This window comes from Paenibacillus sp. YSY-4.3, from assembly GCF_054767475.1.
Window position 1 is genome coordinate 1,278,653 of sequence record NZ_BAABMC010000001.1, and the last position, 21,301, is coordinate 1,299,953.

The window sequence follows — 21,301 nt, forward strand, 5'->3', positions numbered from 1 at the left end:
TGAACAGGGGGGAGCAAGGATGAGGGAAGCGGTAATTGTAGCGATGGCGAGAACCGCCGTCGGCAAAGCGAAGAAGGGCAGCTTGGCCAACGTCCGGGCGGACGATCTCGGCCGCACCGTACTGGAAGCGGTCATGGAGCGGGCCCCTGGACTGGGTAAAGAGGAGATCGAGGATATTATCATCGGCTGTGCCATGCCGGAGGGGGAGCAGGGGCTTAACTTCGCCCGCATCATGGCGCTGTATGCCGGATTTCCCGTAACCGTGCCGGCCATGACCGTCAATCGTTTCTGCTCCTCGGGACTGCAGACGATCGCCCTGGCGGCGGAACGCATCATGTTGGGCCATGCCGACGTCATTATCGCTGGCGGCGTAGAGAGTATGAGCCATGTACCGATGACCGGCTTCAAGGTGTCCCCGAATCCGCAGATCGTGGAGAAACAGCCGGAAATTTATATGGCGATGGGGCATACGGCTGAGCGGGTTGCAGAGCGGTTCGGCGTTACGAGAGAGGATCAGGACCGTTTTGCCCTGAACTCGCACCACAAAGCAGCGAAGGCAATCGCAGCCGGGAAATTTCGAGGTGAGATTGTTCCGGTGCAGGTGGAAGAAAAGATAATGGATGAGAGCGGCCAAATCCGCAGCCGGCCATTCGTCTTCGACGAAGATGAAGGGGTGCGGCAGGATACGACGCTTGAGGCACTGTCCAGGTTGAAGCCGGGCTTCAAGCTCGGAGGGACGGTGACGGCTGGCAACACGTCGCAAATGAGCGATGGAGCGGCGGCGGTCGTCGTCATGAGCAAGGAGCGCGCTGCGGCGGAGGGTCTGACGCCGCTGGCGACCTTCCGCTCCTTCGCATTGAGCGGCGTGGAGCCGGAGATTATGGGCGTCGGGCCAATCAAAGCCATTCCGAAGGCGCTTGCACAGGCGGGCATTTCGCCAGAGGATATATCGATTTATGAAATCAATGAGGCATTCGCCTCGCAATGTCTGCACATTATTCGCGAGCTAGGGATCGATGAAGAGAAGGTCAACGTGAACGGGGGAGCGATCGCCCTTGGCCATCCGCTCGGCTGCACGGGAACGAAGCTGTCTATCAGCCTGATTTCCGAGCTGCGGCGACGGGGAGGCGGGTACGGTGTTGTGTCGATGTGCATCGGGGGCGGCATGGGCGCGGCTGGCGTGTTCGAAGTGCATGCCGGGCAGCAGGCGGTATCTGAGTGAGCGTTCGGGGCTTTTCATATGCCGTAAAGGAGAAATCGGAAAGGAAAAGGAGCTGATCAAGGATGAATAAGGAAACGGTCAAATCGGCGGATGCGACGACGGAATCCGTACGCAAAATTTTAGGCGGGGCTTTCGTGATCGAGGATCTGGACTGCCGCAGAGTAACAACACCGGAGGATTTTACGGAGGAGCACCGCATGATCGCCGAAACGACGGAGGATTTCGTGGCAGCGGAAATTTTGCCGCGGGACGAAGAGATCGAGAAGCTGGACTACGAGCTCACGGTGAAGCTGCTTAGAAAAGCGGGCGAGATCGGGCTGCTGGGCGCTGAGGTACCGGAGAGCTACGGCGGGATGGGACTGGATAAAGTGAGCGCAACGCTGATCAATGAACGGTTAACGAAGGCCTCTTCCTTCGCCCTCTCCGTCGGTGCGCATGTCGGCATCGGCACCCTTCCCATCGTGTATTTCGGTACGGAAGCGCAGAAGCAGAAATATTTGCCGCTGCTCGCGAGCGGGGAAAAAATCGCTGCCTACTGCCTGACGGAACCGTCCTCGGGATCGGATGCGCTTGGCGCGAAGACGACAGCCGTGCTGTCCGAGGACGGTTCGCATTATGTATTGAACGGGGCGAAGCAATTTATAACAAATGCGGGATTTGCCGATGTCTTTATCGTTTATGCCAAAGTGGACGGCAAAGATTTCAGCACATTTATTGTTGAACGTGAAATGGAGGGCGTCAGCATCGGGCCCGAGGAGAAGAAGATGGGCATCAAAGGCTCCTCGACCTGCCCGCTCATTCTGGAGGATGTGAAAGTGCCGGCCGATAATCTGCTCTGGGAGGTCGGCAAAGGCCATTTAATCGCCTTCAACATTCTGAACATCGGCCGGTTCAAATTGGCTGCCGGCTGCGTCGGAGCATCCAAGGACGCGATTCAGTATTCCGCCAAATATGCCAACGAACGATCGCAGTTCGGCCGTCCGATCAGCTCTTTTCCGCTTATTGGCCAGAAGCTGGCGGAGATGAATATCCGTACTTTCGTGTTGGAAAGCATGGTGTACCGAACGGCAGGCCTGTTCGACGCCGGTCTATCCGAGGTAGATTATCAAAGCGCGGATGTCGGTTACCAGTCGGCCAAAGCGATCGCCGAATATCAGCTGGAGTGCTCGATCAACAAGGTGTTCGGCTCCGAGGTGCTGGATTTCGTCGCCGACGAGGGCGTGCAAATCCATGGCGGCTATGGTTACATCCAGGAGTATCCGATCGAGCGGATATACCGCGACTCCCGGATTAACCGCATATTTGAAGGAACGAACGAAATCAATCGCCTGCTTATTCCGGGGACGCTCGTCAAGCGGGCGTTGAAGGGAGAGCTCCCTTTAATGCAGAAGGCGATGGCGCTGCAGTCCGAACTGCTTGGCATGATGCCGTCTTCATCCTTCGAAGAGACATTGGAGCAGGAAGCCCATATGCTGGCCATGGCCAAGAAGATATTTTTGATGACTGGTGCGGGAGCGGTGCAGAAATACCAAACGAAGCTGGAGCAGGAACAGGAAATTCTGGGCTTGCTTGCCGACATGATGATTTCGATTTACGCCATGGAAAGTGCTCTGCTTAGAACCCGTAAAATCATAGAAACGTCAGATGAGGCGAAGGCCGAGCTTCCGATCGCTATGACGACAGTGTTCATCCACGAACAGTTCGGGCAATTGGAAGGATGGGCGAAGGAGCTGCTGGCTGCCATGGAATCGGGGGATACGCTGCGGACCCAACTGTCCGTGCTCAAGAAGCTGACGCGCAGAACGCTGGCCGACAATATTGGCTTAAAACGGCGAATTGCCGGGAAAGTCATCGCTGCCGAGAAGTACGTTGTGTAACGAACATCCGAAGATAGGGGTGGACGGCAATGTCAAACAAACCCTGGTTGAGACATTATCCCGCTGAAGTACCACCGACCTTTGAATATCCTGCACATAATCTGGCTAAATTTCTGGTAGATTCCGCTGCAAGTTATCCGGAGAATATTGCTCTTGAATTTTTGGGCGCCAAAATAAGCTACCAAACGCTGCTGGATCACAGTTACCGCTTTGCCAATGCACTTCTGAAGCTGGGCATTGGGAAGGGGGAGAGGGTAGCTGTCATGCTGCCCAATTGCCCGCAGTCCGTAATCGCTTATTATGGGACGCTGCTAATGGGCGGGATCGTCGTAATGACGAACCCGCTCTATATGCCCCGGGAACTGGAGCATCAGCTCAAGGATGCGGACGTGCGCATAATCGTCACATTGGATGCGCTTGTTGCTCGCGTTAAGAACGCAATGGGAGTTGGCGGGGATGGCCTGGACTATATCCTTGTTACCTCGGTGAAGGATTATCTTCCTTTTCCAAAAAACGTGCTGTATCCCATTAAGGCTAAGAAGGATGGCATGTACGTGAAGATAGACTATGACCGCCGGGTGCTTTCATTAAAAGAACTGTTGAAGGGAGCTTCGCCAGAGCCTTGCGAGGTTGCCGTGGATGTAGAGCGGGATTTGGCGCTCATTCAGTATACGGGGGGGACGACAGGCTTCGCGAAAGGCGTGATGCTGACGCACGCCAATTTAGTGGCGAATACGCTGCAAACGCACCTATGGTTCTACCGCGGTCGAGTGGCTGAAGAGAAATACTTGGCGGCGTTACCGTTCTTTCACGTATTCGGAATGACTGTGCTGCTGAATAAAGCGGTGTATATGGCCGGCACGCTGATCTTGATGCCGAGGTTCGAGGTGGATCAAATTTTGAAGGCCATTGACCGGCAGAGGCCGACCGTATTCCCCGGGGCGCCGACAATGTATGTGGCCATCATCAACCATCCGGATGTCCGGAAATACGATTTATCCTCGATCAATGTATGCATCAGTGGCGCCGCGCCGCTGCCGCTTGAAGTCCAGACCAGATTTGAGGCATTGACGGGGGGCAAACTGATCGAAGGGTATGGCTTGACGGAGGCGTCTCCTGTCACGCATGCTAACAACATTTGGGAGAAGCGGAAGAGCGGCTCGATAGGCATCCCCTTTCCCAATACGGAAGCCCGCATCGTAATCCCGGATACGATGGAGGATGTGAAGCCCGGTGAAATCGGCGAATTGGCCGTACGCGGCCCCCAGGTCATGAAAGGCTACTGGAATCGGCCGGAGGATACGTATAAGACCTTGAAAGAAGGGTGGCTGCTGACCGGGGATTTGGGGCGCATGGACGAGGAGGGATATTTCTATATTCTCGATCGGCGCAAGGATTTGATTATCGCGGGCGGATACAATATTTATCCCCGGGAGGTCGAGGAGGTGCTGTTTGAGCATCCCGATATTGCCGAGGCCATCGTTGCCGGCGTGTTCGATCCTTATCGCGGTGAGACGGTGAAGGCTTACGTGGTTCTACGCAGCGGAGCGGTGCCTGACGAAGCGTCGCTAAAGCAGTGGTGCAAAGAGAAACTCGCCGCCTATAAAGTGCCCAAAATTTACGAGTTCCGCGACAGTCTGCCGAAAACACTTGCCGGAAAAGTGCTGCGGCGCAAACTGGTCGAGGAAGAGAGCGAAAAGCCGCATTAATGATCCCGGAGGAAGGGAGAAGCATGTTATGAATGCAGAAACGGAAGACAAAGGCGCTTTGCAGCGCAATATTGAGAAATGGAACGCCATGGCCAAGAATACCTTTTGGGATTACTTGGGCTGCAAAATTGCAGAGATTCACGAGGGAAAAGTCATCGTGACGCTGGACATTCAGCCGCATCATCTTAACCTCATCGGCATCGTTCATGGCGGGGTGTATGCGACGCTTGTCGATTCAGCCATGGGACTTACCGCCATGATTGCTCGCCCGGATGACAGCGTCGTGACAACCAATCTCAGCATGAACTATGTTGCGAAGTCCGAAGGCGGACGCATCGTCGTTACAGCCGAAATCGTACACAGCTCCCGTAAATCCATTTCGACGCAGGCTTATGTCCGGCTGGAGAGTGGGGAGCTATGCGCATTTGGCACTGGAACGTTTCGCGTCATTAACGGAACGGGGTAGAGGCCGCGATCCGATTCCATATGCAGCTATAAATAAACCGACCTTTGGATTCAAGGTCGGTTTATTGTTATTTGCTTCGCTTCTCCAGCCGATCCCGGAAATAGATGAGCTTGAAGCTTAGGAATATGAGAAGAAGGAAAAACCCTGCCGTCAGCACGTCAATCAAAGCCGCTTCAAAATAAATTGAAGGAATAGACAACCACAGTCTGGCAGTTAGCAAGCCGGCAAAATAGGCCGTTAAAATGGCTAGTGTATCGACAAGGGGAAGATACCATCTCTTCTCCCGTCTCCAATAAGTCCTCGAAACGACGATGCTTAAAACGGTTAAAATGCAAACCACTGGCGAAGGCGAGTTGTCAGGAAACATTTCTTCCTCGATCGGCCAATAGGGAACCCATAGCATGGCAATGAGAAATAGGGATAGCAGAACTCCCGCGAACATCGGCCGGAATATCCGCCGGTCATTTGCAGTATGCCGCTGCGCCTTGCGGTGCTTCATTTCCGTACTTTGCCAAATCGGAATATTTTTGCGTCGTCTTGTTTCGATGTCGGATAAGGCATCCATAGAGCTTAGCGGTAATTTATCGAGCTCATTATACCCCGCAGCATAGTCCGCCGCCGAAGCTTCGCTGACATTTTGAGTCGTATGGAATACGGGGACGTGATGCTCCCAAAATTTATGCAGCCACTTGGCCAAATCGCTGCGGCTACTCAGGCCAAACAATGTGTAATCGATATTTCCGTGCTCGTCCTGCCATTTCATAATAATTTGTGAACAGACAACATAATAGCCATTTGAATTGGACGTTCCTGAAGAGACATACTGCGTCTTTCGTGCGATGAGAACCTCCTGCATGCGCTGGAAAGAGATCAAATGCTCGTGTTCGTGGCCGTTTTTTATATTTTTGAAATATGTATAATAGCCATCGTCTCGCAGCTCGCTGACAATTGTGAAATCGGTATGCAGCTTGCTCCCCAGGATCATCATGCGCGTCACCCATACAATGACGACTCCTACGATGAGGCAAAGCGCCGCCCCAAGCCCATCTTTTTCAAATATAAAATAGCCCCCGAGGACAAACGCTCCCGCTCCGATCAGTGCGATAACAGAAATAATGATGATATGGGCAAATTTAGCCCATTTCGGAATTTCGTTGGAGTATTTCAAATTTTCCTTATTGCGCATTTCAATCAAATCGATGCACCTCTGGCAATGTGATATATGTTATAAATGATGTTATACGAGTATGTACTAGAGTAGTTTCGGGAAATGCCTAAAGATAGGACTATAGTATTTTAAACCTATATGAAACTTTCGAAGCAGGCATTGCGGCATGACTTGACACGAAACAGCAAAAGACCTATTCTTTTCATATACCCCACGGGGTATATAGGGGAGGTTCATTTAGTAGAGCGGAGGGAATTACGATCGGAACATTAACGCTTGGACCGCTAGTGTTAAGAGGGGATTTGCTCATTTTTTTATTGTCGGCCATCATCGGATACATCGTTCTTAACATCCGGCTGCGTCATCGGGAAGAGGGTGGCTGGATCAAGGATGCTTACGTCACTGCTCTAGGAATTGGATTTTTCTTATGGAAATTCAGCATGCTGATCTTTGACCCGCTAGAAGCGCTCTCAAATCCCTTGTCGCTGCTGTACTTCTCGGGAGGGCAGAGGGGCCTATGGCTCGGAGCGCTCGGAGGGATGGCCTATCTTGTTTACAAGGCGTATAGAAATCGGCCGTTTGTCCAACTTCTTATTAGATCGTTAGTTTTGGCATATGCTGCTGTGCAGACTGTCAGGTTCACGATGCTATTTCTGTGGGAAGGTACGCTGGGGTGGGAGCTCCCGCTTTGTGCGCTTTTGTCCCTAGTCCTATGGATTGCAGCCTGGTTGAAATTCGAATCCCCGCTCAGATCGTTCATGCCGATTGCCTTGTGGTACAGCATTGGTTCTGCCGTAATTCCCTTTTTGGAGGAGAATCGCTATGTCGTATGGCTCGGCTTCTCGCTGGAACAGCTGCTGTTCGTTCTCTTGGCGGTTTTCCTGATCTTCTTAGATTATTTAAGGGAGCGCCAAACATGAGCCAAGCTCTTCTGAACGACATTAAAGGGGGTAGAGAACACAAATGAGAAAAAACTGGATCGCAATCATCGTACTTCTGGGCTTAATCGGTTGGGGGCTGTATGATTACATGGACAAAGCAGACGCCAACCAGCCAACAGCTGAAGAGTTGGCTATGGAGGATGAATTCGTTCCAATCGGCTTGAAGATCGGCTACCGTGCGCCGAATTTCACTTTGCATAATTTGGATGGATACGAAGTGAAGCTGAGCGATTACCGCGGCAAGACGGTACTGCTTAATTTTTGGGCCAGCTGGTGTCCGCCATGCCGGCTTGAAATGCCGCATATGGAGAAGTTCTATGCGAAGTATGCCGACAAGGATGCGGTTGTGCTGGCTGTAAACATGACTCATCTGGAGGAAGGCAAGGAAAATGTGAAGTCCTTCTTTGAGGATTTCGGTTTGACTTTTCCGCATGCGCTCGATGAGACGGGCCACGTCACCGACCAGTATCAGGTTATTGCTTATCCGACGACCTATGTGCTTGATTCCAAAGGCGTAATTACGCAGAGATTTCAGGGAGCGATTGATTATAATATGATGAAGGAAGCGTATTCGAAGGCGGCGAAGTAACTGCAAGGTTGAATGTTTAGGAGGGAAATGATGCGTAAAGACGATAATGACTCGGCTGTTCTGTCTCCTCATCTATATTCGCTGCTAAGCGGGAAGAATTTATCGGACAAGCAGCACGAAGCCTTTATGCTGCTCACCGTTACGGAACAGAATTGGCCGCATACGGCGATGATCAGCGCAGGCGAAATCGTCGCCGTAAACCCGTCCACGCTCAGGCTCGGTTTATGGGAAAATACAGTCACGACGCGCAATATTATCCGCAACGGACAAGCGCTGCTGGTCGTTATCTCGGATCAGGCTGCATGTTATATCCGGCTATCGCTGACACGACTTCCCGATCTTGCCGATGCCAAGCATCCACGAACGCGTTTTGAAGCTAAAGTGGCGGATTGCCGGGAGGACAAAGCGAAATATGCCGACATTATTTCCGGCGTGCAAATCCAGCTGAAGGAACCGCAGGCAGTGATGACACGGTGGGAAGAGACGCTGGAGGAGCTGAAAGCTTGAAAATGGTTCGTTTATAATTGTTTGCCAGGGCTAATGGGCCACTTCCGCAGGAAGTGGTTTTTTCGTTTTCTGAGTACTTCGATTCATTCTAAAAATCTATTAAAAATTGGTAGAATATATTTAAACTTCCAATGCGCTTTCTCGCCTAATCTTTTGTAAGCCCATACTTTGGTTTCCCGGAGGTGATCGTGGATAACAATGAGATCGTAATCCTCTTTTAGGTCGCAAAGCGAATATCGGTCATCATGAATTTCTCGAATGTCTTGTTCATCAAGTACAGTCATACATTCTTATACCTGAAGGAGAGAATTTATGAAAAAAGCGAGTGTACTGTGGAACCAATGGATATTCACCTTGCTCTTAACTATGACGATCATATGGACTTTGCCGGCGGCACAGGCCGCGGCTTCTGAAGCGACTGGGACTCTGGAATGGGAGCGGGCTTTGGGAACAAACCTGAAGCTCCTTAATTTGTCTGAAACCGGGAATGGGTATTCTGTGGTCGGTCTTAACGAGGTTAGTAATCTTGTATATTTGGCGAAGCTCCATGCCGACGGGACGGTTTATTGGGAAGAGGAGTTGCCGCTAATAGCCGGAAACGGCAAGCGTGCCACGCTTCAAACTACAAGCATAACCTCTGACGGCGGTTATATTTTAGGCGCGGAAGTACCTGGTTTTCACTTTCGGTATAGTGATTTCTATACAGCAAAAGTGAACTCGGACGGTATGTTTGAATGGGAAAGCGATCACTCAGTGGGCTCGCATATCTACTTGGAAGGTATTCATCAGGTTAAAGATGGCGGGTTCTTGTACTTGGTTAATGCTGAAAGTTTGAACTCGGGCTCTTCTAGGGTCGTTGCTGGCAAGCTGGATGCCGATGGGAAAGAGATGTGGAGAACCACCCTCGCCAGCGGCGGGAGGTATTCGTCCCAGTACGCGGATCGGATTATCGAATTAGAAGACGGCAGCTCCTGGGTTCAAGGAAGCAAAGATGGAGAGCTCTACGCTTGGAAATTGGATGCTGACGGTAACTTAATAAGTTCGCCGGACGGCGGATTACTTCCGGTGGGCAAAGCAGCTGCCATAGCAGGCGGCGGGTACGTCTTGGCGCGCATGGAGGATGGTTCTACTTCATTAAACAGGTATAATGCGCAGGACCAATTGGTTTCTCGTCATGTCACGTCCATTAAGGGAGCGGCGATCGCTCTGAATACAACGCCAGGTGGCGGCTTCTTGTTTCATACGAATCAAGGGGTTTATGAGACAGATTCACAAGGAAACATACGGTGGTCCTATGAGATTAGCGGCCTGCAGCGGGTAGTCCCAACTTCCGACGGTGGCGCTGCAGCTTTTATAGGAGATAAAATTTTGAAGCTAAACGTTGGCGGGAGCATGGTAAGACGCTTGGAATTTGATTCGTCCTCCTACAGCCTGATTGAAGGGCAGACGCTGGACACAGTATTAACAGCTGTCTATGGCAGCGAGAGTAACGTGGTTACTAAGCTTGATCAGGTTGTATTCTCATCGGATGATGCGTCGATCGCTACGGTAGATCCCGCTGGAAACATCACAGGTCATAAATTGGGCTCAACTTATGTGAGGGCTGCGCTGGATGGCGTAGAGGCAGTTGCAAAGGTGTATGTTTTTAAAGTGTATACAGCTCTGCAGTTGGATTCCAAGGAATACAGCGTCAATATCGGAGAACCAATCGATGTGGTCGCGATTTATTTTGAAGGAGCCACGCAGCTTCGTGTGACTAGGGAGAGCACGTTCCACACTAGCGATCCATCGATTGCATTCGTGGACGATGAGGGCAACATGATTGGCTTGAAGCGGGGACAAACGCTTTTGACGGTGACCTACAATGGACTCGAAGCCACAGCTACTGTTGATGTGTATTAAAAGAGCTTGATTCCCATGATGTCTTAAGAATGGAGGAATACGATGACATTCGAACTCCGGTTGAGAAAAGCGTGGTACGTACTCGTGTTGACAGCGGTTCTTGTGGTAAGCTTCGCGGCTGGAACAGCCATGGCTGCAAGCGGACAAGGTCATGACAAGGAATGGGAGCTCGATTTTAGCAGGACCGGCATTAAAATCTTCGATATCTATGAGACAGATCAAGGTTATGCGTTGATTGGAACGAAGAACAAGAAGCAAGCCTATTTGGCAAGGCTGGGTGCGGACGGCGGCGTAGTCTGGGAGAAGACACTGGATCTCCAAACCAGCGACGGCAATCAAGTCATTATTACAGCCGCGCATTATACGGGTGACGGGGGATATCTTCTTGGCGGCACGGTCCCTGGTTATGATTCTTATTACTATATTGCCAGAACGAATGGGGACGGGATCATCCTTTGGGAGAAGGAAGAGTTCAGCCGTGATTATGTGGAATTTAACGATCTTCGGGCAACGTATGACGGAGGCGTTATTTACTCCTATAATTCGGGCCAGTCCACCGCTTACATCGTGAAGCTTGGCGCCATAGGGGAGTACCAGTGGCAAAATGAGCTTTCCATGACGAAATACGACCCTCACGTGTCCATAGAATCCGTTCGCCCGATGGCAGATGGCGGCTATATCGCCGGGGCCTTCCGCAGCGGCACTTATATGCTATGGAAGCTGAATGCTTCTGGTCAATCCGAATCGATCAACTATTATGGCGATGGGATCGGATGGGCCATACCTGCGCCAAATAACGGCTTTGCAATTGTCAATTATGACCGCTGGCTTAATCAATCCGTATTAATTCTGACCTATCCTAATGGGCAGCAATTGACCACGGAACTCGGCATTAACGGCACGGCACGATCGATTGAAGCATCGCTGACCGGCGGCTATCTGATCGGTCTCTCCAACGCGGTTATTGCTTGCGATGCTCAGGGGAACGTGACTTGGAGCACACCAGTAAGCCAATTGACAAAAGCGCTGCCAACGCAAGACGGCGGAGCCATATATATCACTTCGTACGAGAAGGTGATTAAGCTTCAAAACAGAGCCGTTTTCTAACAGAATATCTATCAACATTTAACATGATGCCTAGCTGCGAGTACAGTCATATATTCTTAAATTCGGGAGGAGAAAATTATGAACATTACTTATGTGCTATGGAGTCAAAGGATATTCATTATGCTGTTAGCCATGACGCTAGCGTGGGCTCTGCCGACGGGGCAGGCCGCAGCATCCGAAGTGCAAGGGAGGCTGGAATGGGAACGGGATCTGGGGAGCGGCCTACAACTGGTTGATGTGTATGATTCCGGGCAAGGCTATTCGGTGGTCGGCATTAATAAGAATAATAAATTTGTATATTTAGCAAAGCTTCATGAAGACGGTACTCCTTATTGGGAAAAAGAGCTGGAGCTTATTGCCGCAAACGGCAAGCGCGCCGTGCTGGAGTCCGCAGGTTCTACGCAGGACGGCGGATTTATACTTGGTGCTACAGTTCAAGGGGAGCATCCTCGGTACAGCGATTATTATGCCGCAAAGATCACTCCTGACGGTTCGATAGAATGGAAGATCGAATACTCATCAGGAGCCCATGCCTCTTTCGATGATATTCATCAGTCGAAGGACGGGGGATATTTGTATGCTAATAATACAGAAGGCTGGCTTTCGGGTTTCTTCCAGGTCAGTGCCGGTAAGCTCGATGCTGATGGAGGCCGGATTTGGGGAAGCGGTCTTGGCAGCGGCGGGGCAAGAAATCCGCTGCTGCACGCCAGCCAGATTGTAGAATTAGCGCACGGTGGTTATGTTGTATCTGGAAACCGGGATGGGAAGTATTATCTGTGGAGAATAGATGCTGCTGGTAAGCTCATAAGCACAATAGATTTAACCCCCTATCCAGAGGGAAAAGCAGCAGCAACGGCAGACGGCGGTTATGCTTTTGCGGTTCAGTGGGAAAATTCCATTTCACTGTTTAAATATAATGCAAATGACCAATTTGCTTATATTCGTTTAATGCCTTCCAATGAAAAGGTATTGTCTCTGTATGCCACAGAAGGTGATGGATTCCTGTATGGTACGTCGCAAGGTGTTTATAAGACGGATTTACAAGGAGACGTACAGTGGTCTTATGGAATTAGCGGATTGCGAGAGGCAATTCCAACTTCAGACGGAGGCGCTGCAGTTATCGCTGGAAGTAAAGTATTGAAGCTTGGCGGCAGTATAGTTAGGCTGGAATTCGATTCAAATGGGTACGGCGTTCTTGAAGGGCAGACGCTGGACACAGTGCTTACGGCTGTCTATGGCAGTGAGAGAAAAGTCGTCACGAATTTGGATCAGGTCGTGTTTTCATCAGATGATGAATCGATTGCTTCAGTGGATTCCGCCGGAAACATTACTGGCCATAAATTGGGCTTAACTTATGTGAGGGCTGTTATGGACGGCTTAGTGGCAGAGGCAAAGGTGCATGTCTTTAAATTATATAAAGCTCTGCAGCTGGATTCCAGCGAATACAGCGTTAATATCGGGGAACCGATAGATGTGGCCGTTACTTATTTGGAAGGAGCCAGCCGGAAAAATGTAACCAGGGACAGCATATTCAGCACGAGCGATCCTTCTATTGCATTTGTGAACGAGGAAGGCAACATTGTTGGCTTGAAGCGAGGGAAAATCACTTTGACGGCGAGCTATAACGGTCTCGAAACGACAGCCATTGTTGATGTATATTAATGCAGCTGAATCCATGAAGTAATTAGATTTGGAGGCGAGGCTATGAAATACAGTGCGATGGCTGTGGGCAGCAGAAGAACGTTCCTATGCATCCTTGTTGCTGCGATGATTTCCCTGTGGCCGACTGGTTTACAAGCTATGACTACGTCTAATGAACAGCCGAGCGTGGAGTGGAGCTATAAGTACAGCGATTATTCCAAGATCTTTCATTTGAATGAAACGGAGCGAGGTTATGATTTAGCGGGGGTTACATCCAGGGATGCGGTGAATCTATCACAGGTGGATGAAGCGGGTCTGGTTGAGGGTAACCGTACATTTTACTTAACCGCGGATAACGGCAAACGCGTCACGATCACATCGGCGGTTCCTACCCGGGATGGCGGGTTTATTTTGAGCGGAACTTATCCGGAATTCTACTATTTCGACTGGATTCCTTATGTAGCAAAGATCAATGTATATGGGGATGTGGAATGGAGCAAGGATTTTGTCAGGGATGTAGGATATGCCGAGTTATACGATATAAGGGAGGATGACGCCGGGAATTATATTTACGCTGCAGTAATTTCAGGAGAACCGATGACCCTCGTCACGGGGAAATTGAATGAGCATGGCCAGTCCGTTTGGGAAACGATACTGAAGACTGGCAGCTTTATTGAGCTATGGAATATGAATACGTTATCGATTGAGCAGTCGCCGTATGGTTATTATTCCGTGATTGGCTGCAACCGCGGGAAGCTGGACATTTGGAATTTAAGCGGGACGGGGGATGTGGTTTGGAATAAGAGTTATAACAGCGTTAAGCCTTCAGTAGGTATTCCTCTTGAGAATGGCGGTTACGCCATCGCCTCCTCCGATTATTTTACGGATACGACATTAACGCTTACGGATGCGCAGGGTGAGACGATATGGAGCCAAAACTATGGGGTGAAGGGCAAGGTTCTCTCTGTGCAGCAGCTGGATGATGGGGGATATCTGATCGGAACGGTAAAAGGAGCGGTAAAGACGGATGAGGACGGCATGTTGGAGTGGGCAAAAACGGATGTTGAGCGGGTAACCCGGGTTGTGGCTACTCGTGAAGGCGCCACGATAGTGCTCACAGAATACGGCAACATGATCAAGTTGTCTGCTCCATTGCGATCCGAAAAAATAAACTCCTTAACTTATGATTCTGACAGCTACAGCCTGAGCATTGGTCAAACGCTCGATACGGTGGTAACCGCTGTATACAGTCATGGAGAGGTACGCAATGTCAGCGGATTAGTAAACTATGCTTCGGCCGATCCTGACATTGTCTCCATCGATGATGCTGGAAACATTACGGGGCTTCGTCATGGTGTGACGACGATAACCGCCGAATCTTCTGGAGTGAAGGCAAGCGCAGTTGTATATGTTTATGGGCCCGCTCCTAAAGCCAGGCTGCAGCCGGATTCCAGCGACGGGCGTTAATTAAATAATGCACCCAGGGGCAGCATATGGACCATCACAAGATGTTCCGTTGCTGCTTCATTGGGTGCATTTTACGTTGCTGAATGCAGGGGGGAGGTCGGAGTGCGGACTATTTACCGCCGGATTTGTCGTCGTCGACAAACGCCACAGGCTTGCCTACCCATTCATCGGCTTGCGGCTCAATATCTACGCCGCTTTCGATCTTTTTCTTCTCGGCCAAGGAATCGCCTTTCTCGTCAAGCTTGTTGCGGATTTGATCTTCCGATTGGTGATCCATTTGGTAGCCTCCTTCTTTCAGCATAATTGATTCTGTCCCTATTTATAGTTACCCTTAACCGGGCATTACAAACATGATTAGACTGAAGATTGCAACGAATGAATAAGGACTTCCATAAACTGCTTTGCACTGATGGATAACGACACGTCCCGGCGTGTCGCCACAGAAATGGAGCGCAAGGGGATCGGCTCGGCGATTTGCAGCTCGAACAGCGTTTCATCGCGCAGCTCCTCAGCTGCAAAGGAACGGGCGACAAAGGCGGCCCCATATCCGCGTTTGGCGAACTCGATCAGCATATCCAGGCTGCCGAGCTCGATGTCGACCTGGGCTTCGATTCCGAGATCATGCAGCCATTTCTCCACGAAATGCCGCGTGCTGCTGTCTTTGGAGAATAAGAGCAGGGGAATATCGTTTAACTCGCTGGCGGTAATCTTCTGACTGGCGAAATGGCGGTAGGAAGAACCGACGACGAAAACATGCTGCTGCGAGATAAGATGATTGGAGACTAATCTCTCGTCGCCGAGCGGCAAATGGACCAGTCCAATATCGATTTGACCGTCAAGAAGCTGGCTGTGAATGTCGCTGCTCTTTCCTTGGGATAAGCGAATTCTGACATCGGGATAGCTGCCATGATACTCATCCAATGCCGGCAGCAGAAGATGCTTGATCATTGGGCCGCTGGCACCGACGCGCAGCTCGCCGCTTGATAATTTCTTAAGGTTCGCGATTTTATCCTCTCCTGCTTTGAGCAAAGCGAAGGATTGCTCCACATATTCGAGTAAGGCGCTGCCCTCTGGTGTTAACTTTACACCTTTGGAGAGACGGTCGAACAATTTAACGTCGAGGCGCGATTCCAGCTGTTTGATGGCGTAGCTGACCGAAGGCTGCGTGATATGCAGCTGCTGGGCGGCTTTGGTCAAGTTGCCGAGGCGCGCGGTATGCAGGAAAATGCGATACAGCTCGATGTTGACTTGATTCATTGCAGGCATTGGATCCATTTGCGCTTCACCTTCTATCTATGATTTAGTTCGAATTCATGATATAAATTATATCTATATCAAATGAATAAATTTTGAATTTCATTTATATCAATGAACAAATTATAATTAGAGGTATAAGAAGCTGTCAACATAGAGCGAATGAGGGAGAGATCGATATGGCAGGCAATACATTTGGAGAAGTGTTCAAAATCACGACGTTCGGCGAATCGCATGGGGCGGCCGTCGGTGTCATCGTGGATGGGGTCACGCCCGGCGTGGAGCTGACCGAAGCTTACATTCAAGCGCAGATGGACCGCCGCAAACCGGGTCAATCCTCGGTGACTACGCCGCGCAAAGAGTATGACATCATTAGCATTAAATCCGGTATGTTTGAAGGAAAGACGACGGGTACGCCGCTCTTCATCATGCTCGAAAATAAAGATATGAGGCCGGAGGCATACAGCGATATTCAAAATGCATTTCGTCCCGGACATGCCGATTTCACGTATTTGCAAAAATACGGGATTCGCGATCACCGCGGCAGTGGACGGGCTTCCGGGAGGGAGACGGCGGGCCGAGTAGCCGCCGGGGCGGTAGCGCGCAAGCTGCTGGAGCATCGCGGCGTACAAGTGGTAGCTTATACGAAAGAGCTCGGCGGAATCCGCTGTGAGACCTATAATGAGGAGATCATTGAGCAAAATGCGGTGCGGGCCTGCGATCCCGATGCTGCGGTGCGGATGATTGAGCGGGTGGAACAGCTTGCAGCCGTGGGGGACAGCTGCGGCGGCATCGTCGAATGCCGGATTCGCGGCGTGAAGGCCGGGCTGGGCGAGCCTGTCTTCGACAAGCTGGATGCCGAATTGGCCAAGGCAATGCTCTCCATCGGTGCCGTTAAAGGCATTGAGTTCGGTGCGGGCTTTGCCGCAGCGGACATGCTGGGCAGCGAGCATAACGATGAGATGAATGCCTCCGGATTTTTGACCAATAATGCTGGCGGTATTCTCGGCGGAATCAGTAATGGCAACGAAATCGTGTTCCGTATCGTCGTTAAGCCGACCTCGTCGATTTCTGTCCCGCAGCAAACGATGAATATCCGGGGCGAAGAGCAGCAAATCATTACGGAGGGCAGACATGACCCGAGCATTTGCCCGCGAATTATTCCGGTGGTCGAAGCGATGGCTTGCCTCGTGCTTGAGGATCATTACAAACGGCAAGCCGCGATGCTTGGATAAGCAGAAATGGCTTAACCTCTTGTGAGCATAGTTACTAAGCTTTCGTTGGGGAGGCGTGCAAAGCCAGCTCCAGGAAAGCTTGGGCTTGCGGAGGCAGAGGGTCGCCTGAGCGCACGCAGCAAGAGATAACGTTGCTGGCCTTGAGACCGCCTGCCTCGATGCGCACTAGAACACCGCTATTTACGTACGAGCGGGCCTCCATGGCCGATATGAACGTAATTCCAAGACCGGCGAGCGCAGCGCGCAGAGCCTCTTGGGGCCCATTTACCCGAACCGCGGGCAGCGGTTCGGGTATTTCTGCTGCCTGGCAGAGCGACATCAGCGCCTGGAGCGTATAGCTCCCGGGTTCCCTTAATATAAAAGGGGAGGCGAACAGCTCGACGGGAGAAACACTTCGTCCGGCAAGGGGATGATCATGCTGTGCTACGAACCATAATTCGTCTTCATGGACCGGGATGAAGTCGATGTTCGCCGGAAGCTGCTGATGCGAGCCGCCGATCCAGGCCATATCGGTTTCGTAACGAAGCAGCTTGTCTACTGCAAACTGCACATTTCCCGATACCATGCTGATTTCCACTGCGGCGTGTGTCCGCTGGTATTGCGCAAGCCAGTCAGGGAGCAAATAGTTCGCTGGCAAATAGGTGGCTGAAATTTTCAAACTGCCGATAATCCCCCGCTTGTAGGCGACACACTGTTTGTCGATTTCGGCCTCGAGAGCAAATAGCCTGTCAGCTTGTGCTGCCAGCCATTTCCCCGCATCGGTCAACACCACATTTCTACCTTCCAAGCGCGTTAAGCGCATATGTAATTCCTTCTCTAGCTTGCGAAGCTGCATCGTCACTGCCGGTTGGCTGATATTGAGCTTCTCCGCTGCCTTGCTCACTCCTCCAGCCCGAGAAATTTCATGAAAAATGCGCAGAGCATGGATATTCATGGAACTTGTCCTTTCTTGTATAAACATTATTTATCTATTCTTAAATTATATATATTATTTTTATTTCGTGCTATCCGTTATTGTAGTCTTATCTACACAAAACAATGGGAAGTAAGGAGAGGTTTAAATGGGGAACGGAATCAATCAGGATTACGTGCTGCGCTGCCTCGAATGTGGAGCTGAAATCAATGGGCAGTGGCGCATTCGCTGCGATTGCGGCGGAATTCTCGAGCTGTGGCGCGACTTAAGCGGCTTGGACGGCGAGCGGTTACAGCGGCTTTTTGAACAAAGGCTTTTTCAGGAGCGCGGAACCGTATATGCCAGCGGGGTGTGGAGATATAAAGAGCTGATTGCTCCAGAGTTGCCTGAGACAGCATTAACGACAAGAGGGGAGGGCAACACGGGACTATATCTTTCACAGGCCTGTGCAGCGTATGCAGGAATTAGAGAGTTGAGGCTGAAGGCGCAGAGCGAGAATCCGAGCGGTTCCTTCAAGGACAATGGCATGGTCGCGGCCGTATCGCATGGGTTATCTTTAGGAAAAAACGTATTTGCCTGCTCATCCACTGGAAATACCTCGGCATCGCTGGCGATGTACGCAGCTTGGAGCGGGAGTACATCTCTTGTCATCGCGCCTTCCAGCAATATCTCTCCGGCAAAAATTAATCAGACCACTGCCTACGGCGCACAGGTGATTCGGTTTGACGGCACGTACGACGACGGCATTGTCTTCTTGGAAAAATGGGGCGACGCGCTTGGACTGTATGTTTGCAATTCCCTGAATCCCTACCGGATCGAAGGACAGAAGAGCATCGTCTATGAGCTGGCACAGCAACTGCAATGGAAAATGCCGGACTGGATTGCGATTCCCGGGGGGGCTCTCAGCAATGTGTCCGCGCTTGGCAAAGGATTGGCCGATTTATGGCGCCTCGGCATGATCGATAAGCTGCCGCGCATATTGCTTGTACAGGCTGAAGGCGCCAGCCCCTTTCATCGGATGGTAGAGCAAAAAGGGAATATGCTTGTACCTGAGCCTTATCCGCACACCAGAGCCAGTGCCATGAACATCGGCAATCCGCCAAGCTGGCGGAAGGCTCTGGCTGCACTGGAACTGACGGGAGGGGTGACGGCAGCGGTCAGCGATGAAGAAATTATGCTGGCCAAGCGGGTCATTGACCGCAGCGGAATCGGCTGTGAGCCGGCCTCTGCGGCCACGCTTGCCGGATTGAAGAAGCTTAAGGCAGACGGAACAATCGATAAAGACGAGACAGCTGCGGCGATATTAACCGGGCATATGCTCAAAGACGCCGATGCGCTGGAAGAGCTCTATAGCGGGGCAATCGCGCATATGCCCGGAGGAGAGCTTTTATCACCAGAAGTCATCAGAAACGCGCTAACATTTAAATCGGTAAGAGAGTACTCAAAACTTATATAAATATGGGAAATTATGGTGAAACTTCCAGTGTGATTCGTAGTCTAATTATATAAGTTGAACCTGGAGGTGGTAAAATACGAGCCAATACGGAGATTCATTTGTACTGAGCATCAATATTTTTAATAGACAGCAGGCGTTCTACTTAATTCAAATATTCTATTCTACTGGAGGAATGATATATGAATAAACGCCTTAATCGCAAATGGATTGCTTGGCTGCTAACTATTATGCTCCTCGCCGTTGTTCTTCCTGCAGGGGGGGCTGCCGCTGCAAGCAACGAATTTGTATTGGAGTGGGAACGGACTTTAAGTAAGGACATTCGATTCATCGATGTGAAGCAAACGGAGGACGGATATTCCCTGATTGGTGTTCATAATCAAAGCTTTGACTTGTATTTAGCTAAGACCGACGCAGAAGGTTATTTATACTGGGAGAAATTTCATGAGGCAAACTCTGTTCCCGGCCGATCATATAATCCAGGAGCTGGCACCACTACACCGGACGGTGAATACTTCATTGGCGGCTCAGTTGGATTGGGGAGGGAACGGAACAGCCCGTTTTATATCGAAAAATTTGATGCCGAAGGTAACAGTGTGGAGTATAGCCAGTACACTGGCGGTACCTCTCCGAGTTTTCCAGATATTCGGCTCGCGAAGGATGGAGGGATCCTATATGCCAATAATTTGGGGGGCTGGTTTACTCCTCATGACAGAGCCTTCGCCGGCAAAGTTACGGTTCAAGGAGAAACGATATGGTCAACCAAGCTCGCCGATACATTTGTGAGTTTCGGATATTATTCCGACAGACTGATTGAATTGATGGATGGAAGCTACCTGGTGGATGGACATTACGGTTACGAAAGAAATCAATACGTATGGCGGCTCGATGCAGAGGGTCAGATCCTGGGATCGCAGGAATATCAAGGGCTTCTTAGCGGAGCGGCGCTTGCAACGGATGATGGAGGATACGTCATCTTTGCCACGGATGCCGAAACGAATGAAGTTGTACTCATTAAAAATACAGCCTCAGACGAGACGGAGCTATATCTCTCGCTTTCTTTTAAAGGAGAAGTGAAATCCCTTGAGGAAGCAGCGGATGGCGGCTATCTGGTAGGTACGACAGAAGGTATTTATAAGGTGGAGGAAAATGGGAATATTCAGTGGCAGCGAACGTTGAGCGGATTAATCAAGTTGGCTCCTACAACCGACGGAGGAGCCGCTGTAATTGCGGGTCAAAAGCTGTTGAAGTTCAAAGGGGCGAATGGGGAAGCTCCTTTGGAAGATGGCCTGAGCTTTGACTCTAACGCTTACTCGCTAGTTGCAGGGCAAACGCTGGATACGGTAGTCACTGCCGTATATGGGGGTGTAAAGAGCAATGTCTCCGGGCAAGCTGTTTATACTTCTGATGATGAGTCTATCGTCACTATTGATGAGGATGGTAATCTGACGAGCCATCGTCTTGGCCAAACGAAAGTTCGAGCGGTATTTAACAACATTTCGGCAGAAGCAACTGTCTTCGTTGTACGGACATACACGGCTGTTCTATTGGACTCTGCAGAATACAGTGTTAACATCGGCGAACCCTTGGATTTAATTGTATACTATCAGGAAGGCAACAAGCTCGAAAATGTTACAGCTGAAAGCAATTTTGAGGTTAGCGATCCCTCCGTCGCTCGGATAGAGGATGGCCACATCATTGGGTTGAAGGTAGGTCGAACAGCATTGAAGGTGACTTATAACGGCATAGAGTCAGCGGCAATTGTTGATGTATATTGATAGTCGCTAATGTTATACCGCCTAGCTATCCATAATGCCAATGAGGAAGAACCGGGGAAACCCGGTTCTTTT

General features: G+C 50.6%; 18 protein-coding genes. 14 read left to right on the forward strand and 4 right to left on the reverse strand.

The genetic code is table 11. The features are described from left to right. Nucleotides 1-19 precede the first annotated feature (19 nt). The 4 genes from ACYUJT_RS05970 (at nt 20) to ACYUJT_RS05985 (ending at nt 5,274) form a co-directional block, all read left to right on the forward strand. The gene (locus ACYUJT_RS05970; protein ID WP_460319491.1) at nt 20-1,222 is read left to right on the forward strand and encodes an acetyl-CoA C-acyltransferase; all 1,203 of its coding nucleotides are present in this window, start codon (nt 20-22) and stop codon (nt 1,220-1,222) included. A 62-nt stretch (nt 1,223-1,284) separates the two neighbouring features. Continuing rightward, nucleotides 1,285-3,099: an acyl-CoA dehydrogenase family protein gene (locus ACYUJT_RS05975; protein WP_460319493.1), complete on the forward strand. Its 1,815-nt coding sequence runs from the start codon at nt 1,285-1,287 to the stop codon at nt 3,097-3,099. A gap of 29 nt (nt 3,100-3,128) precedes the next feature. Further along, nucleotides 3,129-4,808, forward strand: coding sequence for a long-chain-fatty-acid--CoA ligase (locus tag ACYUJT_RS05980; protein WP_460319494.1), 1,680 nt, complete (start codon nt 3,129-3,131; stop codon nt 4,806-4,808). A gap of 28 nt (nt 4,809-4,836) precedes the next feature. Beyond that, on the forward strand, nt 4,837-5,274 hold the full coding sequence (locus tag ACYUJT_RS05985; RefSeq protein ID WP_460319495.1) for a PaaI family thioesterase: 438 nt from the start codon (nt 4,837-4,839) through the stop codon (nt 5,272-5,274). 67 nt (nt 5,275-5,341) lie between these two features. On the opposite strand, the gene ACYUJT_RS05990 is transcribed toward ACYUJT_RS05985, so the two are convergent. After that, nucleotides 5,342-6,469 (reverse strand): hypothetical protein, encoded by a 1,128-nt coding sequence (locus tag ACYUJT_RS05990; RefSeq protein WP_460319496.1) that lies wholly within the window; start codon nt 6,467-6,469, stop codon nt 5,342-5,344. A 260-nt stretch (nt 6,470-6,729) separates the two neighbouring features. On the opposite strand from ACYUJT_RS05990, the gene ACYUJT_RS05995 reads away from it, so the two are divergent. From ACYUJT_RS05995 to ACYUJT_RS06025, 7 genes are all read left to right on the forward strand, one after another. After that, nucleotides 6,730-7,362: a hypothetical protein gene (locus tag ACYUJT_RS05995; RefSeq protein ID WP_460319498.1), complete on the forward strand. Its 633-nt coding sequence runs from the start codon at nt 6,730-6,732 to the stop codon at nt 7,360-7,362. Between the two features lie 43 nt (nt 7,363-7,405). Then, nucleotides 7,406-7,972, forward strand: a complete 567-nt coding sequence (locus tag ACYUJT_RS06000) for a TlpA disulfide reductase family protein (RefSeq protein WP_460319499.1) — start codon at nt 7,406-7,408, stop codon at nt 7,970-7,972. 30 nt (nt 7,973-8,002) lie between these two features. After that, nucleotides 8,003-8,479 (forward strand): pyridoxamine 5'-phosphate oxidase family protein, encoded by a 477-nt coding sequence (locus ACYUJT_RS06005; protein ID WP_460319500.1) that lies wholly within the window; start codon nt 8,003-8,005, stop codon nt 8,477-8,479. 312 nt (nt 8,480-8,791) lie between these two features. Continuing rightward, nucleotides 8,792-10,381: an Ig-like domain-containing protein gene (locus ACYUJT_RS06010; RefSeq protein WP_460319502.1), complete on the forward strand. Its 1,590-nt coding sequence runs from the start codon at nt 8,792-8,794 to the stop codon at nt 10,379-10,381. Nucleotides 10,382-10,423: 42 nt separating this feature from the next. Beyond that, on the forward strand, nt 10,424-11,488 hold the full coding sequence (locus tag ACYUJT_RS06015) for a hypothetical protein (protein ID WP_460319503.1): 1,065 nt from the start codon (nt 10,424-10,426) through the stop codon (nt 11,486-11,488). Nucleotides 11,489-11,566: 78 nt separating this feature from the next. Continuing rightward, the gene (locus ACYUJT_RS06020) at nt 11,567-13,150 is read left to right on the forward strand and encodes an Ig-like domain-containing protein (protein WP_460319505.1); all 1,584 of its coding nucleotides are present in this window, start codon (nt 11,567-11,569) and stop codon (nt 13,148-13,150) included. 42 nt (nt 13,151-13,192) lie between these two features. Beyond that, nucleotides 13,193-14,596: an Ig-like domain-containing protein gene (locus tag ACYUJT_RS06025; protein ID WP_460319507.1), complete on the forward strand. Its 1,404-nt coding sequence runs from the start codon at nt 13,193-13,195 to the stop codon at nt 14,594-14,596. Nucleotides 14,597-14,705: 109 nt separating this feature from the next. Here ACYUJT_RS06025 and ACYUJT_RS06030 read toward each other — a convergent pair whose 3' ends face one another. Together ACYUJT_RS06030 and ACYUJT_RS06035 are read right to left on the reverse strand one after the other, a co-directional pair. Further along, on the reverse strand, nt 14,706-14,873 hold the full coding sequence (locus ACYUJT_RS06030; RefSeq protein ID WP_460319508.1) for a hypothetical protein: 168 nt from the start codon (nt 14,871-14,873) through the stop codon (nt 14,706-14,708). Nucleotides 14,874-14,950: 77 nt separating this feature from the next. After that, entirely contained in the window at nt 14,951-15,853 is a 903-nt protein-coding gene (locus ACYUJT_RS06035) for a LysR family transcriptional regulator (protein ID WP_460319509.1), read from the reverse strand. A gap of 176 nt (nt 15,854-16,029) precedes the next feature. On the opposite strand from ACYUJT_RS06035, the gene aroC reads away from it, so the two are divergent. Then, nucleotides 16,030-17,085, forward strand: coding sequence for a chorismate synthase (gene aroC / locus ACYUJT_RS06040; protein WP_460319510.1), 1,056 nt, complete (start codon nt 16,030-16,032; stop codon nt 17,083-17,085). Between the two features lie 34 nt (nt 17,086-17,119). Here the strand turns inward: aroC and ACYUJT_RS06045 are convergent, their stop codons facing one another. Further along, on the reverse strand, nt 17,120-18,019 hold the full coding sequence (locus tag ACYUJT_RS06045) for a LysR family transcriptional regulator (protein WP_460319511.1): 900 nt from the start codon (nt 18,017-18,019) through the stop codon (nt 17,120-17,122). A 127-nt stretch (nt 18,020-18,146) separates the two neighbouring features. Between ACYUJT_RS06045 and thrC the strand changes: the two genes are divergently transcribed. Beyond that, complete coding sequence (thrC, locus tag ACYUJT_RS06050; protein ID WP_460319512.1) at nt 18,147-19,454, forward strand: threonine synthase; 1,308 nt, start codon at nt 18,147-18,149, stop codon at nt 19,452-19,454. A 179-nt stretch (nt 19,455-19,633) separates the two neighbouring features. After that, nucleotides 19,634-21,229 carry an Ig-like domain-containing protein gene (locus ACYUJT_RS06055; RefSeq protein ID WP_460319513.1) on the forward strand — a complete coding sequence of 532 codons (1,596 nt, stop codon included), beginning with the start codon at nt 19,634-19,636 and terminating at the stop codon, nt 21,227-21,229. Nucleotides 21,230-21,301 lie beyond the last annotated feature (72 nt).

Bases quoted from the DNA above. Each gene is read 5' to 3' on its own strand.
- ACYUJT_RS05970 (WP_460319491.1), top strand. From the start codon at position 20: ATGAGGGAAGCGGTAATTGTAGCGATGGCGAGAACCGCCGTCGGCAAA.
- ACYUJT_RS05975 (WP_460319493.1), top strand. From the start codon at position 1,285: ATGAATAAGGAAACGGTCAAATCGGCGGATGCGACGACGGAATCCGTA.
- ACYUJT_RS05980 (WP_460319494.1), top strand. From the start codon at position 3,129: ATGTCAAACAAACCCTGGTTGAGACATTATCCCGCTGAAGTACCACCG.
- ACYUJT_RS05985 (WP_460319495.1), top strand. From the start codon at position 4,837: ATGAATGCAGAAACGGAAGACAAAGGCGCTTTGCAGCGCAATATTGAG.
- ACYUJT_RS06000 (WP_460319499.1), top strand. From the start codon at position 7,406: ATGAGAAAAAACTGGATCGCAATCATCGTACTTCTGGGCTTAATCGGT.
- ACYUJT_RS06005 (WP_460319500.1), top strand. From the start codon at position 8,003: ATGCGTAAAGACGATAATGACTCGGCTGTTCTGTCTCCTCATCTATAT.
- ACYUJT_RS06010 (WP_460319502.1), top strand. From the start codon at position 8,792: ATGAAAAAAGCGAGTGTACTGTGGAACCAATGGATATTCACCTTGCTC.
- ACYUJT_RS06015 (WP_460319503.1), top strand. From the start codon at position 10,424: ATGACATTCGAACTCCGGTTGAGAAAAGCGTGGTACGTACTCGTGTTG.
- ACYUJT_RS06020 (WP_460319505.1), top strand. From the start codon at position 11,567: ATGAACATTACTTATGTGCTATGGAGTCAAAGGATATTCATTATGCTG.
- ACYUJT_RS06025 (WP_460319507.1), top strand. From the start codon at position 13,193: ATGAAATACAGTGCGATGGCTGTGGGCAGCAGAAGAACGTTCCTATGC.
- ACYUJT_RS06030 (WP_460319508.1), bottom strand. From the start codon at position 14,873: ATGGATCACCAATCGGAAGATCAAATCCGCAACAAGCTTGACGAGAAA.
- ACYUJT_RS06035 (WP_460319509.1), bottom strand. From the start codon at position 15,853: ATGAATCAAGTCAACATCGAGCTGTATCGCATTTTCCTGCATACCGCG.
- aroC (WP_460319510.1), top strand. From the start codon at position 16,030: ATGGCAGGCAATACATTTGGAGAAGTGTTCAAAATCACGACGTTCGGC.
- ACYUJT_RS06045 (WP_460319511.1), bottom strand. From the start codon at position 18,019: ATGAATATCCATGCTCTGCGCATTTTTCATGAAATTTCTCGGGCTGGA.
- thrC (WP_460319512.1), top strand. From the start codon at position 18,147: ATGGGGAACGGAATCAATCAGGATTACGTGCTGCGCTGCCTCGAATGT.
- ACYUJT_RS06055 (WP_460319513.1), top strand. From the start codon at position 19,634: ATGAATAAACGCCTTAATCGCAAATGGATTGCTTGGCTGCTAACTATT.